The following is a 19,546-nucleotide window of genomic DNA, read 5'->3' as shown; positions in this document are numbered from 1 at the left end:
GCGTCCCAGGAGAGATTCGAACTCCCGACCGACGGCTTAGAAGGCCGTTGCTCTATCCTGCTGAGCTACTGGGACATGGAGCGGGTGAAGAGAATCGAACTCTCGACCAGAGCTTGGAAGGCTCTTGTTTTACCACTAAACTACACCCGCATATTTTGTTTTCATTTCCGCCTGATGTCTTATCGACAAGTTTTATTATATTTGCACACGCAGATAAAGTCAACACCTTTTTTCAAAGAGGATAATTTTTCTTATCCTCTTTGAAAAGTTTTATGTGCGACAACTTTTCCAGCTAATGTTTCAAATCGAATTTCAATGTCCTTTTCATTTACTTCTAACAAAGTAAATGTTTTTTCTTTACGGGAACGTGGCAGTAAAATGCTTCCTGGATTGATGAATAAAATACCATCAATAAATTCCGCTCCCAACATATGAGAATGTCCAAAACATACAATATTCGCCTCCACTTCTTTTGCACGATATAAAAGTGTTTGCAAAGTCATTTTAATATTGTATCGATGACCGTGTGTAGCAAAAAAGCGTATTTCATCTACATCGGTAATGATTTCTTCTTCAAAACTATGATAAAGATCGCAATTTCCTTTTACTACTTGGAACCCTCGTAAATCTGGATGATCTGGTGCTAGTTCTGAATCACCGCAATGAATCATAACATCTACATTTCCCTCATATGTATCTTTTAATTGCTGTAATTCTTTCGTAGAACCGTGACTATCGCTTACAATTAAAGCTCTCATCGGTCTCTCTCCCTTATTCTTCTAAAAACCACGCTGAAATTTTTTCTTCTAACTTACGAAGAGCACGCCCGCGGTGACTGATTTCATTTTTCTCATCTGAAGTTAACTCTGCCATCGCTCGTTTGTATTCTTCTACATAAAAGATTGGATCGTATCCGAAACCATTTTCACCACGACGTTGCTCTAGAATTTTCCCTTCGCACGTTCCATTTACAATAACCGACTCTTTATTTTCTTCTGGAAAAGCAACCGCTAACGCACAATAAAAACGCGCTGTACGCTTTTCCATCGAAATGCCATCTAATTCTGTTAAAACTTTATCGATATTTGCCTGATCATCTTTTTGCTCACCAGCATAGCGAGCAGAGCGCACACCAGGATTTCCATTCAACGCATCAACAATTAACCCTGAATCATCCGCAATAACAATTGAATTTAACTGTTTACATAAACTGTCCGCTTTCAAAAGTGCATTTTCTTCAAATGTTTCACCAGTTTCCTCGACTTCTTCAATATGAGGGAAGTCATGAAGAGATTTTATTTCTAAGTCAAATCTCTCAAATAGCTCGGCAAATTCACGTACTTTCCCTATATTTTTCGTTGCTACAACAACATGTTTCATATTTCCCACCTCTACTCTATATGAGATACGATGTCACCTAATGCTTCTTTTTGTTTTTCAATGAGTTGTAAAATCCCATTTTCAGCTGCATCAAGTAATTCATTTAACTCCGCACGGCTAAATGTTGCTTCTTCTCCAGTTCCTTGCACTTCAACAAAATGGCCTTTCCCCGTCATAATAACGTTCATATCAACATCAGCTTGAGAATCTTCTGCATAGTTTAAATCTAAAACTACACCTTGGTCTTCAACAATTCCAACGGATGTTGCAGCTAAATAATCTTTTACTGGAATTTTAGATATTTTTTCTGCTTGTAATAACTTTTCAAATGCTAACACCATCGCAACATAAGCACCCGTAATAGACGCTGTTCGTGTTCCTCCATCTGCCTGGATTACATCACAATCAATCCAAACCGTTCTTTCCCCAAGTGCTTCCAAATCAACAACCGCACGTAATGCTCGTCCAATTAAACGTTGAATTTCCATTGTGCGACCAGTTACTTTCCCTTTACTGGACTCACGAATTGTACGTTGTTCTGTTGCGCGTGGAATCATGGCGTATTCAGCTGTTACCCACCCTTTTCCTTCGCCTCTCATAAATGGTGGCACACGTTCTTCAATCGTTGCCGAACAAATAACCTTCGTATCTCCAACTTCAATTAGTACAGACCCTTCTGGATGTTTTAAATAATTTGTATGAAGATGTATATCGCGCAGTTCTGCCGCTTGTCTACCATCTACTCGCATAAAATAACCCCCTACCTAGTAACTGCTACTTGTTAGTATAGCCCGTTTTAAATTTATGATTATGTATATCAACAGAAGAAGGGGAACTCAAAAAGAAATTCCCCTTTTCTACATAAGTATATCAAATTATTTACGATTAAAAACTACCTGTATTCACGTTTTGCGGACGATCAACAGGTTTTGTTAATTTCTCACCCTTCTCGTTAACAAGATTTGCTTTTCCATTTACTTCAACAGAAACATTTTTCACACCTTGTTTTTCCGTTAAAGATAGAACGAGTGATTGCAGTACATAATTTGAAATCATACTTTTTCCTTTGTCCACATATATATTTTCATTGAAATTCAATGTAACCTTTCCATCTTGCACTTTCGGTTCACTAACGAGCTTTACATCTGGATTAAAATCATTAAGTAAAGCTGAACCCGACGGTCCTTTAACAAGCTCATTCACAACCGTTGCTACTTCATGTTCCTTTCCTTCTGCCACGCGGCGTGTTACTGGCACATAGTACTGTTTTTTATTATTTCGCGCTAGGAAATAAAGTGTAACCGGCTTCGTATTCGTTACATCCGCCACTTGCTCATCATCAAAGTTAATTCCATCCGCACGGCTAACCCCTTCACCAATCGGTGTACCAGCAACCGGCATCGTTTCTAAATTTTTACCGTTCATCTGGAATTTGACTTGCTTAATTTCTTTAAATTGCGTCAATGTCCATGCTACAGATTCCACGATTTGACGCTCTTCTTCTTTTTTATAATTTTTTATTTCCTTTGAGAAATCAACAACTGCTGTCCCATCTGTTTTCACATCAACTGACAGCGTTGTATTCGCTGGAAGAACCGCTTGAAATCCATTTGGCAACATATTTGTTACAGGACCATCCTTCACAAGATATTCCAATGTTTGCTTCACAACTGCATTCCCTTTGGGCGCAGGTAAATCAAATGTTTGCGGTACAACATAACCATTTTTATCAACGAGGTATAAATCATATTTCTTCGTTTGCCCTTGTTTTTCTTTTGTAGCAGTCTCTTTCTTCTCACCATCTGTATACGTAACTTTTTTCGGTGGATCAATTTGTTCCGTTTCTTTCTCCTGATTTAACAAACCGCATCCTGATAATAAAGCTAAGCTTACTGTAACACAAACAAGCCATTTAAAAGTGGATTTAGGCATACCATTTCCCCCTAAAATCTAAGTTTGTACTATATGTATACGAGCTGTTTATCATTTTAGAACAAGCAATGACAACTTATCTTACAATTTACTAAACAAAAAAACTCCTGATTTCTCAGAAGTTTTTTATACAAATCTATTATTAACTTGTTTACAAATTAATATGTTTTACATTTTCAATGGGCTGTCCAAACCATTTAGAAGCAATTTCTTTGAATAAATCTATTTTTCCTGTGGTTAAGAAGAGATGGTCGCTTTGTTCTTCCCCTTCATTTAACATTTTACTATGATATAGTATCGTACTTACTTCACGAGCTGTTTCATCTCCAGAACTAATTAACTGCACCTTATCTCCCATTACCCGCTTAATAACCGGGCCTAGAATCGGATAATGTGTACATCCTAAAATCAGCGTATCGATTTCAGTATTTTTCAGTGGTTGCAACGTTTCTCTAACAACCTCATACGCCATCTCACTCTCAAAGTTTCCACTTTCAACAAGTTCAACAAATGGCGGACACGCTAAGCTTTCTACCATAACGCGGTTATTAATGGACTTTAACGCATCTTCATACGCACCACTTTTCACCGTTCCAATTGTTCCAATAATACCAACATGGTACATATTCGTTACTTTTAAAGCTGTACGCGAACCAGGATGAATCACACCCACTACTGGAATTTTTAATTGTTTTTGCATCTCTTCAAGTACAACCGCAGTTGCAGTATTACAAGCAATAACTAGCATTTTAATATCAAGTGCTAATAAATACTCTGTCATTTCCCATGTGAATTGACGCACTTCCTCGCGAGAACGCGGGCCATAAGGACAACGTGCTGTATCTCCTAAATATATAATACGCTCTTTTGGCAGCTGACGAATTAACTCTTTCGCTACCGTTAATCCCCCTACTCCCGAATCAATGACACCAATTGCTCTATTCAACATAATCACCCGTTTTCTCATTCATCATCTTATTTTTTTGCATATCATTATATCTTACATACTTTAGATCTTTATAGATCCAAAATATACCTGTTAATAGATTTCCAAATATGTACCTGTATAGACCAGGACTTTTTTATTTTGCTCCTTTTCTTCGTAATTTGCAAGACAGAAAAACAGCCGACCTTCTATAAAAAAGTCGGCTCACCCATTATAATTCGAGTTCCCCCATACGAAGAAGCTCAACAACCGCTTGCGAACGCCCTTTAACCCCTAGCTTTTGCATTGCATTTGATATATGGTTGCGCACGGTCTTTTCACTAATAAAAAGTTCACTTGCAATTTCTTTCGTCGTTTTATCTTGAACCAGTAATTCAAATACTTCTCTCTCTCTCTTTGTGAGTAACGGTTTAGATTGATATGCTTTTTCCTTCAACTGGTATAACCCTCCTTGCTTAAGCCAGAGCTGTACATGTGTAAGTTGGGTGTTTATTTAGTCAAGATATTGTATGAACGAAATGTGCAGGTGGTGAATGAAAATAGGCGAAATTACATACGTTATTTACAGTCGATACACAAACAACTGAAAAACATGGTGATTAAATGAAACTTATATTTATCTCTATTGTCCTGCTATTATTTACAATGGGCATCGTCATTTCAATGGACATATTACAAGGTTTAAGTATTTTCCATACATTAAGTTCATTTACTAAATTAAAATATAAAATGGTGACGGAAGATTATATATGATTCCTCATCTTCTTTTTGCCCCTCTTCATTTCAAAATCACTTCAAACAAAACGAAAATAAACACAATGTAAAAAATACTACATTGTGTTTATTTTTTCTTAATCCATATATTAACTAACAACAAAATAGGGATTACAATTTGTAACGGTAAAGACAAATAATATAGAGAAACCCATCCAATGCACTTGCCCCAAATTTTACATATATAAGTAGTAAGCGGCACAGCCGCGTATACTAAGAATTGTTCCCACAAACATATTGAACAACAAAAGAAAGAGATTGAAGTACAACGGATTGAAATATAGTTCCCGTTCTCTCCCTAAATTATCTTACTCCATTTATTACCTCTTTCTTTTCAGAAAGATTCACCGAAAAGCCGCGAATACTACCAAATAGGAATGTATGGATTCATAGCAATCCGTTTTGAACACAAAATTTTAAGTATTGGTGGTGTCATTATGTTTTCGACCTTCAAGCGATTGTTAATCGGTAGACCACTTAAATCAACAGCACTAGGAGAACAAAAATTAAATAAACTAAAGGCACTCGCAATCCTTTCTTCTGACGCACTTTCTTCTGTCGCTTACGGAACAGAACAAATTTTAATTGTTCTTGCTGCATTTGGAGCGATTGCTTTTTGGTATTCCATCCCGATTGCAATTGGCGTTTTAATCTTATTAACAGCGCTCATTTTATCATACCGGCAAATCATTTTTTCTTATCCGCACGGCGGAGGTGCTTATGTTGTTTCTAAAAAAAATTTAGGTACAAATGCTGGACTTATTGCAGGAGGATCGCTACTTGTTGATTATATCCTTACTGTAGCTGTAAGTGTTTCAGCTGGAACCGATGCTATTACATCGGCTTTTCCAACTCTGCACACATACACCGTTCCCATCGCGATCATACTTGTTTTATTTATTACAATTTTGAACCTACGAGGCGTAACGGAGTCAGCATCAATTTTAGCTTATCCTGTCTATCTCTTCGCTTTTGCGCTTGTCGTTTTAATTATCGCTGGTGTTTTTAAAATCATTTTCGGACAAGCTCCAGCAAATTTACATACACCAATTGGAACTGTCGTGCCTGGCATTACACTCTTCTTCTTGTTGAAGGCATTTTCATCCGGTTGTTCCGCTTTAACAGGGGTAGAAGCAATTTCCAATGCAATTCCAAATTTTAAAGAACCCGCTGCGAAAAATGCTGCAAAAACATTAGTTATCATGGGGACGATTCTTGCTATTTTATTTACGGGTATTACATTTTTAGCCTATTGGTATGGAATCGCACCAAAACATAATGACACTGTTGTGTCTCAAATCGCTTCAAATATATTTGGAAGGAATTTTGTATACTACTTTATTCAAGGAACAACTGCTCTTATTTTAGTACTAGCTGCAAACACAGGTTTTTCAGCATTTCCACTTTTAGCATTTAATTTAGCATCAGATAAATATATGCCGCGTATGTATTTAATGCGTGGAGATCGCTTAGGGTATTCAAATGGGATCATTACGTTAGGTATTGGTTCTATCCTTTTAATCATTGCATTCCAAGGTAAAACCGAGCAATTAATCCCGTTATATGCTGTCGGGGTATTCATTCCTTTTACATTGTCACAAACAGGGATGATTATAAAATGGTTACGAGAAAAACCACAAGGATGGCTGCCAAAGTTACTAACGAACTTATTAGGCGCTCTTATTTCATTAACTGTGCTTCTCATTTTCTTTATTACAAAATTTGCACAAGTATGGTCCATTCTCATCTTTCTACCTATCATTGTTTTCATCTTTCATCGCATCCACAATCACTATGTTGCAGTAGGAGAACAGTTGCGCATCAATTTTAATGAAATTCCTGAAAAAGTAACTGGTAACATCGTAATCGTTCCCATCGCTGGCATTACAAAAGTAGTCGAACAATCCATCAATTACGCAGAAACAATTAGCGATCAAGTTATCGCTGTGTATGTAGCTTTTGATAAAGAAAGTGAACTACGTATGCAGGAAAAATGGAAAGAATGGCAACCGAATATTCGTCTCGTTACCTTTATCTCATCTTACCGAAGCTTAATGCGTCCTATCGCAAAATTAATTACAATTATTCAGCATAAGGCGCAAGAAAAAAATCGTTTCGTTACCGTTTTAATTCCGCAATTTATTACAAAAAAGAACTGGCATAACTTTTTACACAACCAATCGAGTGTATTACTACGTGTCTATCTTCTATATAAGAAAAATGTTATAGTCACAACAGTTCCTTATCGTTTCCGAAAATAAAAGCAATATATACGTAAAAGAAAGGAGGCTATTCTCTCCTTTCTTTTATGTGTACAACTGCCTTACAAAACTGTAATCTTCTTTCAGAAAAATGTAATATAATTCGATAGTTTACATATTCTTTTCCATGTAAGATAAAAGTATAAAGAATCACCAATACATAAAAGAAACAAAATGGTGATTAAAAAGGAGAGGGGTTTATAATGGAAAAAAAGTTACGTAGATCTGAAACTGATAAAGTTTTATTTGGTGTATGCGGTGGTTTAGGAGAATATTTTGATATAAGCGTTAGTATGATTCGCATACTTTGGGTTATTGCGATTCTATGCTTCGGAACAGGCTTTTTAGCCTACCTTGTTTGTTTGTTGCTTATGCCACGTTCTTACTAAAAAGGCACCGGTGCCCAATCGGTGCCTTTCTTTCATCTTGTCACTTTTTGATAGAGCATACTTTCTTTTTGTGTTAACAAATACTTATTTGCTAAAATAAGAAACACACTAGAAGTCCATGTAAACGCTAAATCACGCAATCCTTGCCCGGTTTGTGCATGAAAATTTTCAGCCATCCCACTTTTATTTGCCATCCTACAAAAACGAACAGCAATATCCTTTGCAAATTCATTTTTGCCAACTGCTTGTAAAGCCTCAGTCATAATAAATGTTGTCGGTGCCCAAATTGGTCCGCGCCAATATCCATCATCACGATAATATGGACTCCTTATACTCTCTGTTGCAAAACCATACTTTGTCAAAAAGTGATTTTCTTTTTTCAATTCTGCAAGTAAACTTTCAATGATTTCTTCAGGTAACCTTTTTCCTAAAATGAGAGGAATATATAACACAAGACTATCTGATACTTCATATGAATGATTCCCAGATTGCGGGGCAATAAAACGCTTTTCTCTCCAACAATGTTGAATCATACGATTGAGCGTTGTATTTGCTCGCGCTTCCCATCGCTTTGCTTCTTCTTCAAATCCAAGCTTCTCTGCGACCTCCGCTAATACCTCCATTTGTAAAATAAGAAATGAGCTTAAGTCCGGACTCTCAATAGGGGCACCACGGTGAAAAATCGTACTATTATCCCAACCGCTATCATTCCCATGATTATATTGAGGAACCCCATCCCCATCATCATCTCGATATGTAAACCACCAATCCGTCCATTTGCATAACGGTTCATACACTTCTTGTAAATGCTCTTCTGTTATAAAATCTGTATGTTCCATCATCCATTTCAGCGTCCACCCATGAATAGGTGGTTTACAGCAATTCCATAGCCCACTGTTATCGTTAATATAATCCGGTAATACACCGCACTCATCTTGCTTATCAAAGAAAATCATAAATTGATCCCACGCTACTGTCGGCTGATGCATCGCTAATGCCATCGCATTAAAACAATGATCCCAACTCCATATATTTGTCATCCAGTTTTTTGACATATACATCGCTTTTCTCGGTAAATACCCTTCCGCTTCTACCATACAAGACCATGTAATATAAGCCGCTAACTCTCTTCCTTTCAATAAGTCTTTCGGGACAGCCAATGTATGACGTAACCAATTTACAAAATCCGCTTCAGCAGCATCCACCGTCTCCGCGAATGTCTTTGTCTCCTTCGGCTTCTGCAATACTGTTTTGTATTCCGTTAGTTCCACATCAATCCCTGATTCTTCATCTTGCGCATAAATATCAACAATAATATGTTTACAACGAAGTTCTTCAAACGGGGCATCCATATGCATAACCCCTTCTATAGCAGATAAATGAAATCTCATTTCTTTTGAAAAGCTATTAATTTCCCACCCACCTTGTGCACTTGGAATACAGTAATCATACGAACTTGTAATCCCAATAAAACGTAGCTGCAATCGATCCGAATAAAAACGAATTGTATCAGAATGAGAGAAACAAATCTTCACATCACCTTCTACAGTTTGGAGCGTTAGTAAAGATGGCGACATCTTTGTTTCACATGGTAAAACCTCTCCTTTCCGATTTAATACCTCTATTTTAAACACTTCACCAAAATCGTCGTCACCACCGCGAATGTTTCGAATCAGTAATCCGTTATCATAGTTTAAAGAAATAACTAAAAAAGAACCGTACCGACTAAATGGAACTTGTTGTAAATCAAACATTTATATCCCCCTAGGAAAGAGCCCTAGCAATAGAAGGGCTCTCTTGTAATTTAAGATTCTTTTACGATCTCAAAAGCTCGTTTATGATCCCAATTAAAAGGAACAATGTACACTTCAAACTGGCACGGCTCCGGCTTCAACTGATACTCCGGAAGCTGAGCCGGCCCACAACTCGCGCTTCCTAAACCATTTTGCTTATAATCTAGATGGAATGTAACAAACTCCCTTTCTTGTAGTTCATATAAACGCTCTGCTTTCTCTAAATCTTCTGTCGTGTAAGGCAAGGCGCTAAAATTAAAATCTTGCGTACTATGCGCAACAAATCCAACATGATATTGATCATATAACGAAACCCACTTTACATCTGTTCGATTTCCCGTCTCTTGCGGAAAAACATACGGGAAAAATAAATCTTTTACAGTCATTTCATACAAATCTATTTTGTTCGCTTCTTTACTATCCACATATGATTCTCCTGGTCCACGTCCAAACCAACTTACATTTTGATATTGTTTTGGCAGACGCATTTCGAGCCCAATTCGCGGAAACATCTCTGGTAAAGTACCGCTTGGATTCAACTTTGTCTCTATTTTCATAGCTCCGCTTCTTTCAATTTCATACGTATAAGTAAAAGTAATTTTCCAGTTCACAACAAGCGGGGAAATAAATCCTTTCACAACAACTTCAACATTTCCATTTTCAAGTTGTACAGCTTCTATACTCGCTACGTCATGTTTCACAAGGTGTACATATTGTTCTTTCCATTTTTCAACTACATACATATCATTATCAATTGTTGCCCGCCAAATATTTAATTCAGGCCCTTCTTCCATAAGTGATTGTCCTTTAAAGGTCCAGTCTTTTATACGCCCTGTTACAGGGTGAAAAGAAATAGCAAAACTTTCACCAGCAACACGAATTTCCTCCTTTGTTTCATGTAAAGTTACTGGCTCATATAACTTCGAATCTCTTTTTCTTCTTATCTTTTTTAGAGCTGGAATACAAAATTGTTCCCAAGCTATTTCATGTCCTGCTACTCCCCAATTTGTATCTGCTCCTAATACAATCGATACTGTTACATAGCAATCCTTCTCTGTATGAAGGGCTATTTCATCTTTAAAAAGCAACTGAATCTCACAACTCTCTTTCGGTAACAAAGGCGGGGCATCTATAGAATCACTCGCAATTACTTTTCCTTCTTTTTTGACAGTCCACTGCACACGATAGCCTTTCAATGAGCGAAAATCATATATATTTTGTATCGAAATCCTACCACTTCGTATGTCTATCTCTCCTACTTTAATAGGTTCAATTATTTTCTTATATTGCAACAAAGCTGGCGATGGCGTTCGATCTGGCAAGAGTAGTCCATCAATGCAGAAATTACTATTATGCGGAGTATCTCCAAAGTTACCTCCATATGCAAAGTACTCTTCTCCATTTTCATTCACTTGACGTAATCCATGATCGATCCATTCCCAAACAAAGCCACCTTGTAATCTTTTATGACTATAAATCGCTTCCCAATATTCTTTTAATCCGCCTGGTCCATTTCCCATCGCATGAGCATACTCACATAAAATATGAGGTTTTTCCCACTTTTCTTCTTCTGCATAACCAATAATCTTTTCGACTGAAGAATACATTGTACTAAAAATATCAGCGACTTTCGTTTCTCGATCCCCTTCGTAATGAATGATTCTTGATTGGTCCAATTCCCTACACTTATTCGCCATTGCAATAAAATTACAACCGAACCCAGATTCATTTCCGAGTGACCACATAATAATTGAAGAATGATTACGATCTCGACGTACCATACGTTCCACACGATCTACATAAGCATTTTCCCATTCAGGATCATCACTTAATACGTTTGCATTACCAATTAACTCAAATCCATGGCATTCCAAATCAGCCTCATCAATTACATATAAACCATACTCATCGCATAGATCATAAAAACGTGGATCATTCGGATAATGTGCTGTTCGCACCGCATTAATATTATGCTGTTTCATAAGCATTACATCTTGTTTCATTGTTCCATATGTGACATATCTCCCTGTATCCGGGTGGTGATCGTGACGATTCACCCCTTTAAATATAATGGGAATACCATTGACAAGAAGATTTCTATCCTTCATCTCAATCATACGGAAACCGATCTTCTGTGAAATCACTTCTACAACTTCACCATTTTCGTTTCGAATCGTGAACAATACAATATACAAATACGGGTCTTCTGCGGACCATTTCTGCGGATTTTTGACAAAAAACGAATGTGTATCATCTATAACCCTTTTCCCCTGTAAGTCCAAATACGATGTATGTTGATCTAATACTTCCCCATTCTTATTACAAAACTTATACTCTAGTACATAATTTTTATTCAGTAATTGTTCGTTGCAAATCTTTGTACTTAGTTGTAATACACCATTTTCATAATTTTCATCAAGCGTTGTACATAACGTCATATCATAAATATGTACAGCAGGTTCATGCACAATGTATACATCACGAAAAATACCACTTAACCACCACATATCTTGATCTTCTATATAAGATCCATCACACCATCTATACACACATACTGTCATCGTATTCTTTCCGGCATGAACAAACGATGTAATATCAAACTCTGCCGTCAAACGACTTCCCTGGCTATATCCCACTTCTTCTCCATTTATCCATAAATGAAAGGCACTATCCACACCTTCAAATCGAATACGAATACATCCTCCGTTCCAACTTTCTGGTATATAAAATTCATTTTTATAACAACCCACTTGATTTTCAAATGGAACATGGGGTGGCTGAACCGGAAACGGATAATATAAATCGGTATAATGCGGCTTTCCGTATCCTTGCAATTGCCAATGCCCAGGTACATGAATCGTATCCCATTCACTACAATCAAATTCACTTATGAAAAAATTCTCTGGAAGTTGCTTTGGGGATTCTAAGTACAAAAACTTCCACATTCCATTCAGCAATTTGTAATAAGAAGAGCTTTCACGCGTAAAAGATAGAGCCGCTTGTTCAGTTTGAAAGGGAATAAAATGTGCTCTTCCCTCCATGCGATTCCGCCCTGTTACTTGAACATTTTCTAAGTCCTCTAACATGTTATGTCCCATATCGATCCTCCTTTTTGCATTCACTTTGTCACATCATTTCTACGCTCTATTATTTAAGGCCCGTATGTCCCGATTCTTCCACAATATAGCGTTGTGCGAAAAAGAAGAGTGCAAGAGGTACAGTACTAATTAACAATGTCACCGCCATAATCCCTTCCATATCAACGCCAAACATACCTTTAAACTGTGCTAAGCCTAGCGTTAATGTATATTTGCTTTGGTCATTTAAGAAAATAAGCGGTCCTAGATAATCGTTCCAACATCCTAAAATATTAAAAACAGCAACAAGAATTAAAATCGGTTTCATAATCGGTAAATAAATACGGTAGTAAACTTGAAAAGCGTTCGCACCATCCATCCTTGCAGCCTCATCTAGCTCCTTTGGAACAGACATAATAAATTGTCTCATTAAAAAGATAAAAAACGCACCGCCAAACCAAGATGGAATAATTAAAGATTTTAACGTATTAATCCAGCCGAGAGCATTAAATTCCATATAAAGCGGAATCATCGTTACTTCCCACGGAATCATCATCGTCGCTAGCACAATCATGAACAAAATATCCCGTCCTTTAAATTTAAAACGTGCAAAACCGTATGCTACTAAAGAAGATGATATTAACTGTCCGATTGTTGAAAATACTGTTACCACAATTGAATTCCATAAAAAGGTATTAAATGGTTGACTCGTCCACGCCTTTGCAAAATTACTGAATTTAAACTCAGATGGAATCCACTTTGGCGGATATAAATATAATTCTTCTGGTGATTTCACAGATGTTGTAATCATCCAAAAGAAGGGCAATAAAAATAAAATGGAAAAACCTATTAATAGTGCGTATACTACAATTCGATGTATGCGCTTCTTCGTTCTCACACTGCATCCTCCTTATTCATCTTTTACTTTGACTTCATCTCATTTTCATAATAAACCCACGCTGCTGATGATTTAAAAACAAGTAGTGTTAACCCTAAAATGATTAAAAACATAAACCAAGCATTCGCTGATGAATAGCCCATTTTAAAATACTTAAATGCATTTTCATATACATACATCGCGTAAAAATAGGTGGACTTTAATGGACCTCCGCCGGTTAATACAAGCGCTAATGTTAATTGTTGAAACGCACCGATAATTGTTGTAATTAAATTAAATAAAATCGTCGGCGTTAACATCGGCAATGTAATTTTGAAAAATTGTTGCACTTTTCCAGCTCCATCAATGGAAGCAGCCTCATACAAGTTTTGCGGGATATTTTTTAATCCTGCTAAAAAAATGAGCATAAGCGTACCTTGTCCCCATAAACTAGCAATTACCATCGCAATTAGCGACCAGTTCGGATCACTTAACCAATTTGGTCCTTTTATACCAACAAGCGATAGAAAATAATTCAAAATACCATACTCCCCGTTATACACCCATGCCCAAATCATCGCTAAAGCCACACCAGAAATAACGCTTGGCAAATAGAAAAATGTTCGAAAAAACGCATATCCTTTTACCTTTTGATTTAGCAAAATCGCTAAAAATAGGGCAATAATTAAATTAAATGGAACAAATAATGCTGCAAATTTCACCGTAACCCATAACGAGCCCCAAAACATCGGGTCATTTAGAAACATATCTTGATAGTTTTTTAGTCCAACAAATTGAACTTCTCCAATAAGCGGCCAGTCAAAAAAACTAATAAATAATGAAAATAAAAGAGGACCAAGGGTAAAGGCTACAAAGCCAAATACCCATGGAAATATAAATGCATAAGGAACGAGTTTCTCCCTTTTCATTTTCTTTTTCCTAATGGCTATATTCGTTTCACTCTCTATAGATACTCCATATTTCAACATCCACACCTCTTTGCTTTTACAATTATTTATCCATATATTTCTCTGAATCTTGAACAGCTTTATTTAATAATTGCTCTGGGTCTTGCCCAAGCATAATTGCATTTATTGCCGCTGATAAATTCCGGTTTACTTCATCCCATTTTGGGTTAAGTAAAAATGCTGGTGTATTTGTTGAACGTTCTAGCATTGTGTAGAACGGTTTAATATTCGCATCTTCCTCTTTCTTCAATTCTTTTACAACACTAATTCGAACTGGCAAATCAGAAGTTCGCATTTTAATTGCTTCTGGTGAAGAATAAAACTTAACAAACTCCCAAGCTAACTCTTTATGCTTTGCATCTTTTGCAATTGAAACAGCTGATGTACCAACAAGTCCCTTCACTGGTTTCCCTTTAAATGCGGGAGGTTCTACTGTACCAAAATCAATTTTTGCATCTTTAAATCCTTCTAATGGCCAAATTCCACTCTCCCACATCGCTAACTTCCCAGCTTTAAAAATATCATCACCGCTCTGTTGATTTTTTCCACCTACTAATACAGCCGTTTTATCCTTTAGCATACTTTGGAAAGATTTCATAACTTCAATTGTTTCTGGACTGTTCATATGTCCTTTTATTTGTTTTCCATCTTCACTTACAAAACTACTACCGTTACTCCAAATAAACCCTTGTAAATCATACGTATCTGGCTCAGGTCGTAAAGCAAAGCCATATTGTTTATTGCTTGCATCTGTTAACTTTTTCGCAGTGTCTACAAACTCATCCCAAGTCCATCCATCTTTCGGGTATGGAATATTCGCTTTATCAAATAACTTTTTATTGTAATATATAACCCGCGTTGTAAAACCTGCTGGCATACCATATAATTTCCCGTCAATACTAGAGTAGTTAAATAGCCCTTGATAAAAGTCATCTAATTTCATATCTGGATCTTTCTTTGCCAGTTCATCTAAAGGCTCAAGAGATTTATAGTAAGATGGGAAATTCCACATATACATAACATCCGGTGGGTTTTTCGCCCCGAAAGATGCTGCGAGCTTTTGATCAAAACCATCACCATAAGCCTCCACCTGTACTTTTACTCCCGGATTCTTTTCTTCAAATTTCTTTGCAATTTGCTGCTGAATCTTCAAATTCTTTCCAGCATCCCAAGTTGCAAATCGCAATACTGTTCCATCATTTGATGTTTGTTTCTTTTCATCATCCTTTGATGATTTTTTACTTGTAGTCTCATTTGAGCTACAACCAGCTAAAAAAACAATAAGTACGAGCATAAAACTAAGACATACATGTACCATTTTTCTCACTGCACACACTTCCCTTCTCCAAAAAGCTTTTTTATTTCTGTTTTTTCAGAATAAATGATTTAACCGCTTTCATTTTACCTTTTATGAAAGCGGTTAAAAACATCGATTTGTTCGATTTTTGTTATCAAATTGTTCGTTCGACGAAATCAGGTGTCAATTTGTTTTATATAAAGTTCCACATTGTTTTTCTCGATATTCTGATGGCGTTGTTCCTGTACACTTTTTAAACCATTTACTAAAATATTTACTATTTGAAATACCAATATGTTCCGCTACCTCTTGAATCGTAAGTGAGGTTGTTTGAAGCATTTGCATGGCAAGTTCAAGTTTTCTTCGTTCTGTAAAAGAATGAAAACTTTCACCTATTATCTTTTTAAAAAGCATACTAAAATGACTTCTGCTTAGCCCTACCATCTCCGCCACTTCTGAAACAACAATTGGCTCTGATAAATGATTCATTGTATACAAAATAGCCTCTTTAATTGTTTTTGGCCAATTGTTAATCGTTACTTTATACTTAATCTCAAGTTCTGCAAATTGCTTCATCGATTTAACTGAATTCATCCATTGCTCTATACTGAACAGCTCCCCTGACGTAATCCAATATAGCTCTTCGTATTTACTCTTTACATCCATAAACATTTGTTCCATCATTTCCTTATATTTTTCATTAAGAAATAAGAAACATTGATCCTTTCCACATAATATCTTCACATGCGGATTTGATACCTTTTGATCCATCTCTTGTAATATGAGATGCAATCTCGATTCTGACCTTATAAAACAGGCATAATACCCATCGTTCATCCATTTCCATTCATTACGAAATAAATCCACAAGTATCTCTTGGAACTGATTTTGAAAACCACATAACCATTGAAAAAAATCTTCGTAAAAGAGAGATTTTTGCTGTTCAATCGCTTCCGTTTCTTTATGAATGGTTAACTCTGTTTGAAATGCTCGTAAATATTGATCCAACTCCTCATCATGAAACGATGTTTTCAATAAATAACCTGAAACTCCCAGTTTAATTCCTTCTTGTGCATATTCGAAAGCACGATGACAACTTAATAATAATACCTTTGTTTTCGGCGCATGTTGTTTAATCTTTTTCACAAATTCAATTCCATTTACAACAGGCATAACAATATCTGTAATAACCACCTCTGGTTCATGCTGTACAAACTCCTCCCATCCCCTCTCACCATTGGGTACATCCGCTACTACTTCCATATTATACGCCGACCAATCTACCGCCATCTTCAAGCCCCTTCGAACAATCGTCTCGTCATCCGCAATGAGCACTTTAATGCGTTTCATTTCTGTATCCCTCCCTTTGGCCAAAGAATCTGAATTATAGTTCCTTTCTTTTCTTCTGATTGAATCGTTAATCCGTACTCTAGCCCAAAATGCAATTTAAATTTTTGATCAATATTATATAATCCAAGCCCCCCCTTTTGTTCTGCAGATGGCTCTTGTAATAAATCTCGTTTTCGCCTATCAGAAATACCACGGCCATCATCGGTAATATGTATACATAAATCTCCATTATCCTTTTCAAATGCTGATAATGTAATAGCTCCTTCTCCATCATCGAAAGCATGAAAAAATATGTTTTCAAATATAGGCTGAAGCGACATTCTTGGAATCTGCTCCTCTTTCATAGAAGATGGGACGTTTTGCGTATAAGAAAAATAATTTCCAAATCGAATCTCCTGCACCTTTAAATAATGCTCAATAATAGTTAGTTCACTTTGGAGTGTGACAAGATCATTCGCAAAATTTAAATTCCCTTCTAACACAGCAACAAGATGATAAATCATTTCACTTACATCATTTGCCCCCTGAAGCTTTGCTTTCCATTGAATCGAATTTAACGTATTAAATAGCAAGTGCGGATTAATTTGATAATGAATTGCCTTAAGCTCAGCGTCTTTTTTCAACTTTTCTTTCTCATATATTTCTTCTACTAATGATTTAATTTTGACAACCATTTTATTAAAATTCACAGTTAAATTCCCTACTTCATCTTGTGAATTTACTGGTATATTTGTATAAAAATCTCCTTTACTTACTTGAGATATTGCATGATCCAAATTCGTGACATTTTCCGTTAGCTTAGCCGAGATTAAAAATGCCAACATAAAAGCTAGGCATAGCGATACAACAATTCCAATTAATGTAACAAACAAAATAATTGTAGAAGATTGATAAAATTCTTTTTCTGGAATAATAATTTCTAGACTCCATTTATTTGATGGAATTGGCTTTTCCCAAATGATATCACCCTTGTTTTTTTTATAATTTTCATCTGTCGTATAAATCACCTGTTTTTTTTCATCACGAATGGTAATCAGTGCATGCAAATCTGTTTCTAATGAATCAATAAACTTAAATAAATCCGTCGCATCTGTTTCCACTAATATCCGGCTATCTTTCAAGCTACCGAATGATGTTTTGACTGGAACAAGTAATCCAATTACTTTGCTTTTATCAGCTACAGAGTAATGGTTCGGAACATAAATTCCATTCCAATACCCTTGTGATAAATTCCCTTGTTCTTCCCAAAATTTTTCTTTTTTTAGTTTCTGCACATCTAAATACCGATCTCCATAATAATAACCGCTAGGTGTAATTAAAAAGATTCCCTTCGTTTGTGCTGTTTTATGCGCTTCTAAAAACCTTTCAAAATTTTTCTCAATAATAAATTCCGAATACGATTTCGGTGCTTCTTTTTTTAAAACAATTAACGTCGGGTCTGATAAATATTCTTGAATATCACTAGCAATTAAATGCATATGGCTTAATGTTAATTCAATTTGAGTTTGAAGCTGCGATATAGCAAACTTTCCATAATCCCCAAACTGTTCATTTACAAGATTGGATGACTTTTCATATGACATCCAGCTAAACAACATGAGCGGAATAAGTGCGACAACTAAAAAACATGTTAATAACTTTAAACGAAGGCTTGTTCGAATTTGTTGCACCAATCTCCATAATCTAAATTTCGTCATTCGCCTCATCCCTTATCCTACTTAATTTATTTTGTTTTTCAGAATATTCCAACTTAATTGTATTTTATCAAAAATATAGTTAAAATCTATAAAAAAAGAGCGCTTTATTGCAAGCGCTCCTTTTTATAGCTAAGAAGAATACTTCATCGTTAAATGCAAAACAGCTATTTCATCTCCGGCATTTTTATAACTATGCTTCTTATTCGCTTCAAACTGAATCGAATCAAATTCATTTAATTCATACACATCATTTTCAACTTGAATAGCAACTTGCCCTTTCATAACAGTAACGAATTCAATTGCTCCTTCATGGTGAGACTCTGGCTCATAAATACTTTGCGGTCTTAAACAAGCACGATGCATCTCCATGCCCGTTTCTTTCGTATACCGGAACATTGTCTCTAACCGCCATGCCTGTCCTACGTCTACCGCAAATCCTTCCCCACAGCGCGCAACCGCTACTGGTTCTCCAACTACCATTAACCTCGACAATGGAATTGACAGCCCCTTCGTAATTTTCCAAATGACGGCTAATGTTGGATTCGTTTCACCTCTTTCGATTTTTCCTAATGTTAATTTACTAACCCCTGTTTTTTGCGCCAATTCTTCTAAACTCAGTTTTTGTTCATTACGAATTTGTCTTAATAACTGACCAACTTGCTGAATGACTTCTTTTGTTTGTATATCCTCTTTTTCTTTCATAGTAACAAAATCACCTCTAAGTATAAAATAATTTACTTTAATTAACTTTATGTATATTATAATATACATAAATGTTTCAAATCTCGAAAGGAGTGCTTACGCA

16 protein-coding genes and 2 tRNA genes are annotated in these 19,546 nt (G+C 36.1%); 2 read left to right on the top strand and 16 right to left on the bottom strand.

Annotated elements, in window-relative coordinates:
- Position 1: 1 nt before the first annotated feature.
- From MHH45_RS21420 to gerE, 8 genes are all read right to left on the bottom strand, one after another.
- Positions 2-75, bottom strand: a tRNA-Arg gene (locus MHH45_RS21420).
- A gap of 1 nt (position 76) precedes the next feature.
- Positions 77-150: transfer RNA gene (locus MHH45_RS21415), tRNA-Gly, on the bottom strand.
- A 101-nt stretch (positions 151-251) separates the two neighbouring features.
- Positions 252-758 carry a metallophosphoesterase gene (locus MHH45_RS21410; RefSeq protein WP_016116507.1) on the bottom strand — a complete coding sequence of 169 codons (507 nt, stop codon included), beginning with the start codon at positions 756-758 and terminating at the stop codon, positions 252-254.
- Positions 759-771: 13 nt separating this feature from the next.
- Positions 772-1,380 carry an XTP/dITP diphosphatase gene (locus MHH45_RS21405; protein ID WP_016132081.1) on the bottom strand — a complete coding sequence of 203 codons (609 nt, stop codon included), beginning with the start codon at positions 1,378-1,380 and terminating at the stop codon, positions 772-774.
- A gap of 11 nt (positions 1,381-1,391) precedes the next feature.
- Entirely contained in the window at positions 1,392-2,129 is a 738-nt protein-coding gene (gene rph / locus MHH45_RS21400; protein ID WP_016116509.1) for a ribonuclease PH, read from the bottom strand.
- A gap of 136 nt (positions 2,130-2,265) precedes the next feature.
- Positions 2,266-3,312 carry a GerMN domain-containing protein gene (locus tag MHH45_RS21395; protein WP_077294904.1) on the bottom strand — a complete coding sequence of 349 codons (1,047 nt, stop codon included), beginning with the start codon at positions 3,310-3,312 and terminating at the stop codon, positions 2,266-2,268.
- A gap of 151 nt (positions 3,313-3,463) precedes the next feature.
- Positions 3,464-4,279 (bottom strand): glutamate racemase, encoded by an 816-nt coding sequence (racE, locus tag MHH45_RS21390; protein ID WP_139350037.1) that lies wholly within the window; start codon positions 4,277-4,279, stop codon positions 3,464-3,466.
- Between the two features lie 190 nt (positions 4,280-4,469).
- Positions 4,470-4,694, bottom strand: coding sequence for a spore germination transcription factor GerE (gerE, locus tag MHH45_RS21385; protein WP_000659494.1), 225 nt, complete (start codon positions 4,692-4,694; stop codon positions 4,470-4,472).
- A gap of 775 nt (positions 4,695-5,469) precedes the next feature.
- On the opposite strand from gerE, the gene MHH45_RS21380 reads away from it, so the two are divergent.
- Together MHH45_RS21380 and MHH45_RS21375 are read left to right on the top strand one after the other, a co-directional pair.
- Positions 5,470-7,293: an APC family permease gene (locus MHH45_RS21380; RefSeq protein WP_016116512.1), complete on the top strand. Its 1,824-nt coding sequence runs from the start codon at positions 5,470-5,472 to the stop codon at positions 7,291-7,293.
- Positions 7,294-7,496: 203 nt separating this feature from the next.
- Positions 7,497-7,682, top strand: a complete 186-nt coding sequence (locus MHH45_RS21375; protein ID WP_016116513.1) for a PspC domain-containing protein — start codon at positions 7,497-7,499, stop codon at positions 7,680-7,682.
- A gap of 32 nt (positions 7,683-7,714) precedes the next feature.
- Here MHH45_RS21375 and MHH45_RS21370 read toward each other — a convergent pair whose 3' ends face one another.
- From MHH45_RS21370 to MHH45_RS21335, 8 genes are all read right to left on the bottom strand, one after another.
- Positions 7,715-9,436: an amylo-alpha-1,6-glucosidase gene (locus MHH45_RS21370; protein ID WP_016116514.1), complete on the bottom strand. Its 1,722-nt coding sequence runs from the start codon at positions 9,434-9,436 to the stop codon at positions 7,715-7,717.
- A gap of 50 nt (positions 9,437-9,486) precedes the next feature.
- Positions 9,487-12,573, bottom strand: coding sequence for a glycoside hydrolase family 2 TIM barrel-domain containing protein (locus MHH45_RS21365; RefSeq protein ID WP_088093817.1), 3,087 nt, complete (start codon positions 12,571-12,573; stop codon positions 9,487-9,489).
- 49 nt (positions 12,574-12,622) lie between these two features.
- Positions 12,623-13,450, bottom strand: coding sequence for a carbohydrate ABC transporter permease (locus MHH45_RS21360; RefSeq protein WP_016116516.1), 828 nt, complete (start codon positions 13,448-13,450; stop codon positions 12,623-12,625).
- Between the two features lie 23 nt (positions 13,451-13,473).
- Positions 13,474-14,418, bottom strand: coding sequence for a carbohydrate ABC transporter permease (locus MHH45_RS21355; protein WP_016116517.1), 945 nt, complete (start codon positions 14,416-14,418; stop codon positions 13,474-13,476).
- A gap of 22 nt (positions 14,419-14,440) precedes the next feature.
- Entirely contained in the window at positions 14,441-15,691 is a 1,251-nt protein-coding gene (locus MHH45_RS21350; RefSeq protein WP_077294914.1) for an ABC transporter substrate-binding protein, read from the bottom strand.
- A 186-nt stretch (positions 15,692-15,877) separates the two neighbouring features.
- Positions 15,878-17,044 (bottom strand): response regulator transcription factor, encoded by a 1,167-nt coding sequence (locus tag MHH45_RS21345; RefSeq protein ID WP_016116519.1) that lies wholly within the window; start codon positions 17,042-17,044, stop codon positions 15,878-15,880.
- On the bottom strand, positions 17,041-18,750 hold the full coding sequence (locus MHH45_RS21340; protein WP_016116520.1) for a sensor histidine kinase: 1,710 nt from the start codon (positions 18,748-18,750) through the stop codon (positions 17,041-17,043). Before MHH45_RS21340 ends, MHH45_RS21345 begins: the two co-directional genes overlap by 4 nt.
- A gap of 120 nt (positions 18,751-18,870) precedes the next feature.
- Positions 18,871-19,443 (bottom strand): helix-turn-helix domain-containing protein, encoded by a 573-nt coding sequence (locus MHH45_RS21335; RefSeq protein ID WP_016116521.1) that lies wholly within the window; start codon positions 19,441-19,443, stop codon positions 18,871-18,873.
- Between the last annotated feature and the right edge of the window lie 103 nt (positions 19,444-19,546).

It is taken from the genome of Bacillus sp. FSL K6-0042 (assembly GCF_038006685.1).
GTDB classification, from domain to species: Bacteria; Bacillota; Bacilli; order Bacillales; family Bacillaceae_G; genus Bacillus_A; species Bacillus_A pseudomycoides.
The sequence above is the reverse complement of the archived record's forward strand: the minus strand, read 5'-3'. Positions and strand labels throughout refer to the sequence as shown.

What these genes read in the sequence shown, in the direction of transcription:
- MHH45_RS21410 (WP_016116507.1), bottom strand. Translation starts at nt 758, where the DNA reads ATGAGAGCTTTAATTGTAAGCGATAGTCACGGTTCTACGAAAGAATTA.
- MHH45_RS21405 (WP_016132081.1), bottom strand. Translation starts at nt 1,380, where the DNA reads ATGAAACATGTTGTTGTAGCAACGAAAAATATAGGGAAAGTACGTGAA.
- rph (WP_016116509.1), bottom strand. Translation starts at nt 2,129, where the DNA reads ATGCGAGTAGATGGTAGACAAGCGGCAGAACTGCGCGATATACATCTT.
- MHH45_RS21395 (WP_077294904.1), bottom strand. Translation starts at nt 3,312, where the DNA reads ATGCCTAAATCCACTTTTAAATGGCTTGTTTGTGTTACAGTAAGCTTA.
- racE (WP_139350037.1), bottom strand. Translation starts at nt 4,279, where the DNA reads ATGAGAAAACGGGTGATTATGTTGAATAGAGCAATTGGTGTCATTGAT.
- MHH45_RS21380 (WP_016116512.1), top strand. Translation starts at nt 5,470, where the DNA reads ATGTTTTCGACCTTCAAGCGATTGTTAATCGGTAGACCACTTAAATCA.
- MHH45_RS21375 (WP_016116513.1), top strand. Translation starts at nt 7,497, where the DNA reads ATGGAAAAAAAGTTACGTAGATCTGAAACTGATAAAGTTTTATTTGGT.
- MHH45_RS21370 (WP_016116514.1), bottom strand. Translation starts at nt 9,436, where the DNA reads ATGTTTGATTTACAACAAGTTCCATTTAGTCGGTACGGTTCTTTTTTA.
- MHH45_RS21365 (WP_088093817.1), bottom strand. Translation starts at nt 12,573, where the DNA reads ATGGGACATAACATGTTAGAGGACTTAGAAAATGTTCAAGTAACAGGG.
- MHH45_RS21355 (WP_016116517.1), bottom strand. Translation starts at nt 14,418, where the DNA reads ATGTTGAAATATGGAGTATCTATAGAGAGTGAAACGAATATAGCCATT.
- MHH45_RS21350 (WP_077294914.1), bottom strand. Translation starts at nt 15,691, where the DNA reads ATGCTCGTACTTATTGTTTTTTTAGCTGGTTGTAGCTCAAATGAGACT.
- MHH45_RS21345 (WP_016116519.1), bottom strand. Translation starts at nt 17,044, where the DNA reads ATGAAACGCATTAAAGTGCTCATTGCGGATGACGAGACGATTGTTCGA.
- MHH45_RS21340 (WP_016116520.1), bottom strand. Translation starts at nt 18,750, where the DNA reads ATGAGGCGAATGACGAAATTTAGATTATGGAGATTGGTGCAACAAATT.
- MHH45_RS21335 (WP_016116521.1), bottom strand. Translation starts at nt 19,443, where the DNA reads ATGAAAGAAAAAGAGGATATACAAACAAAAGAAGTCATTCAGCAAGTT.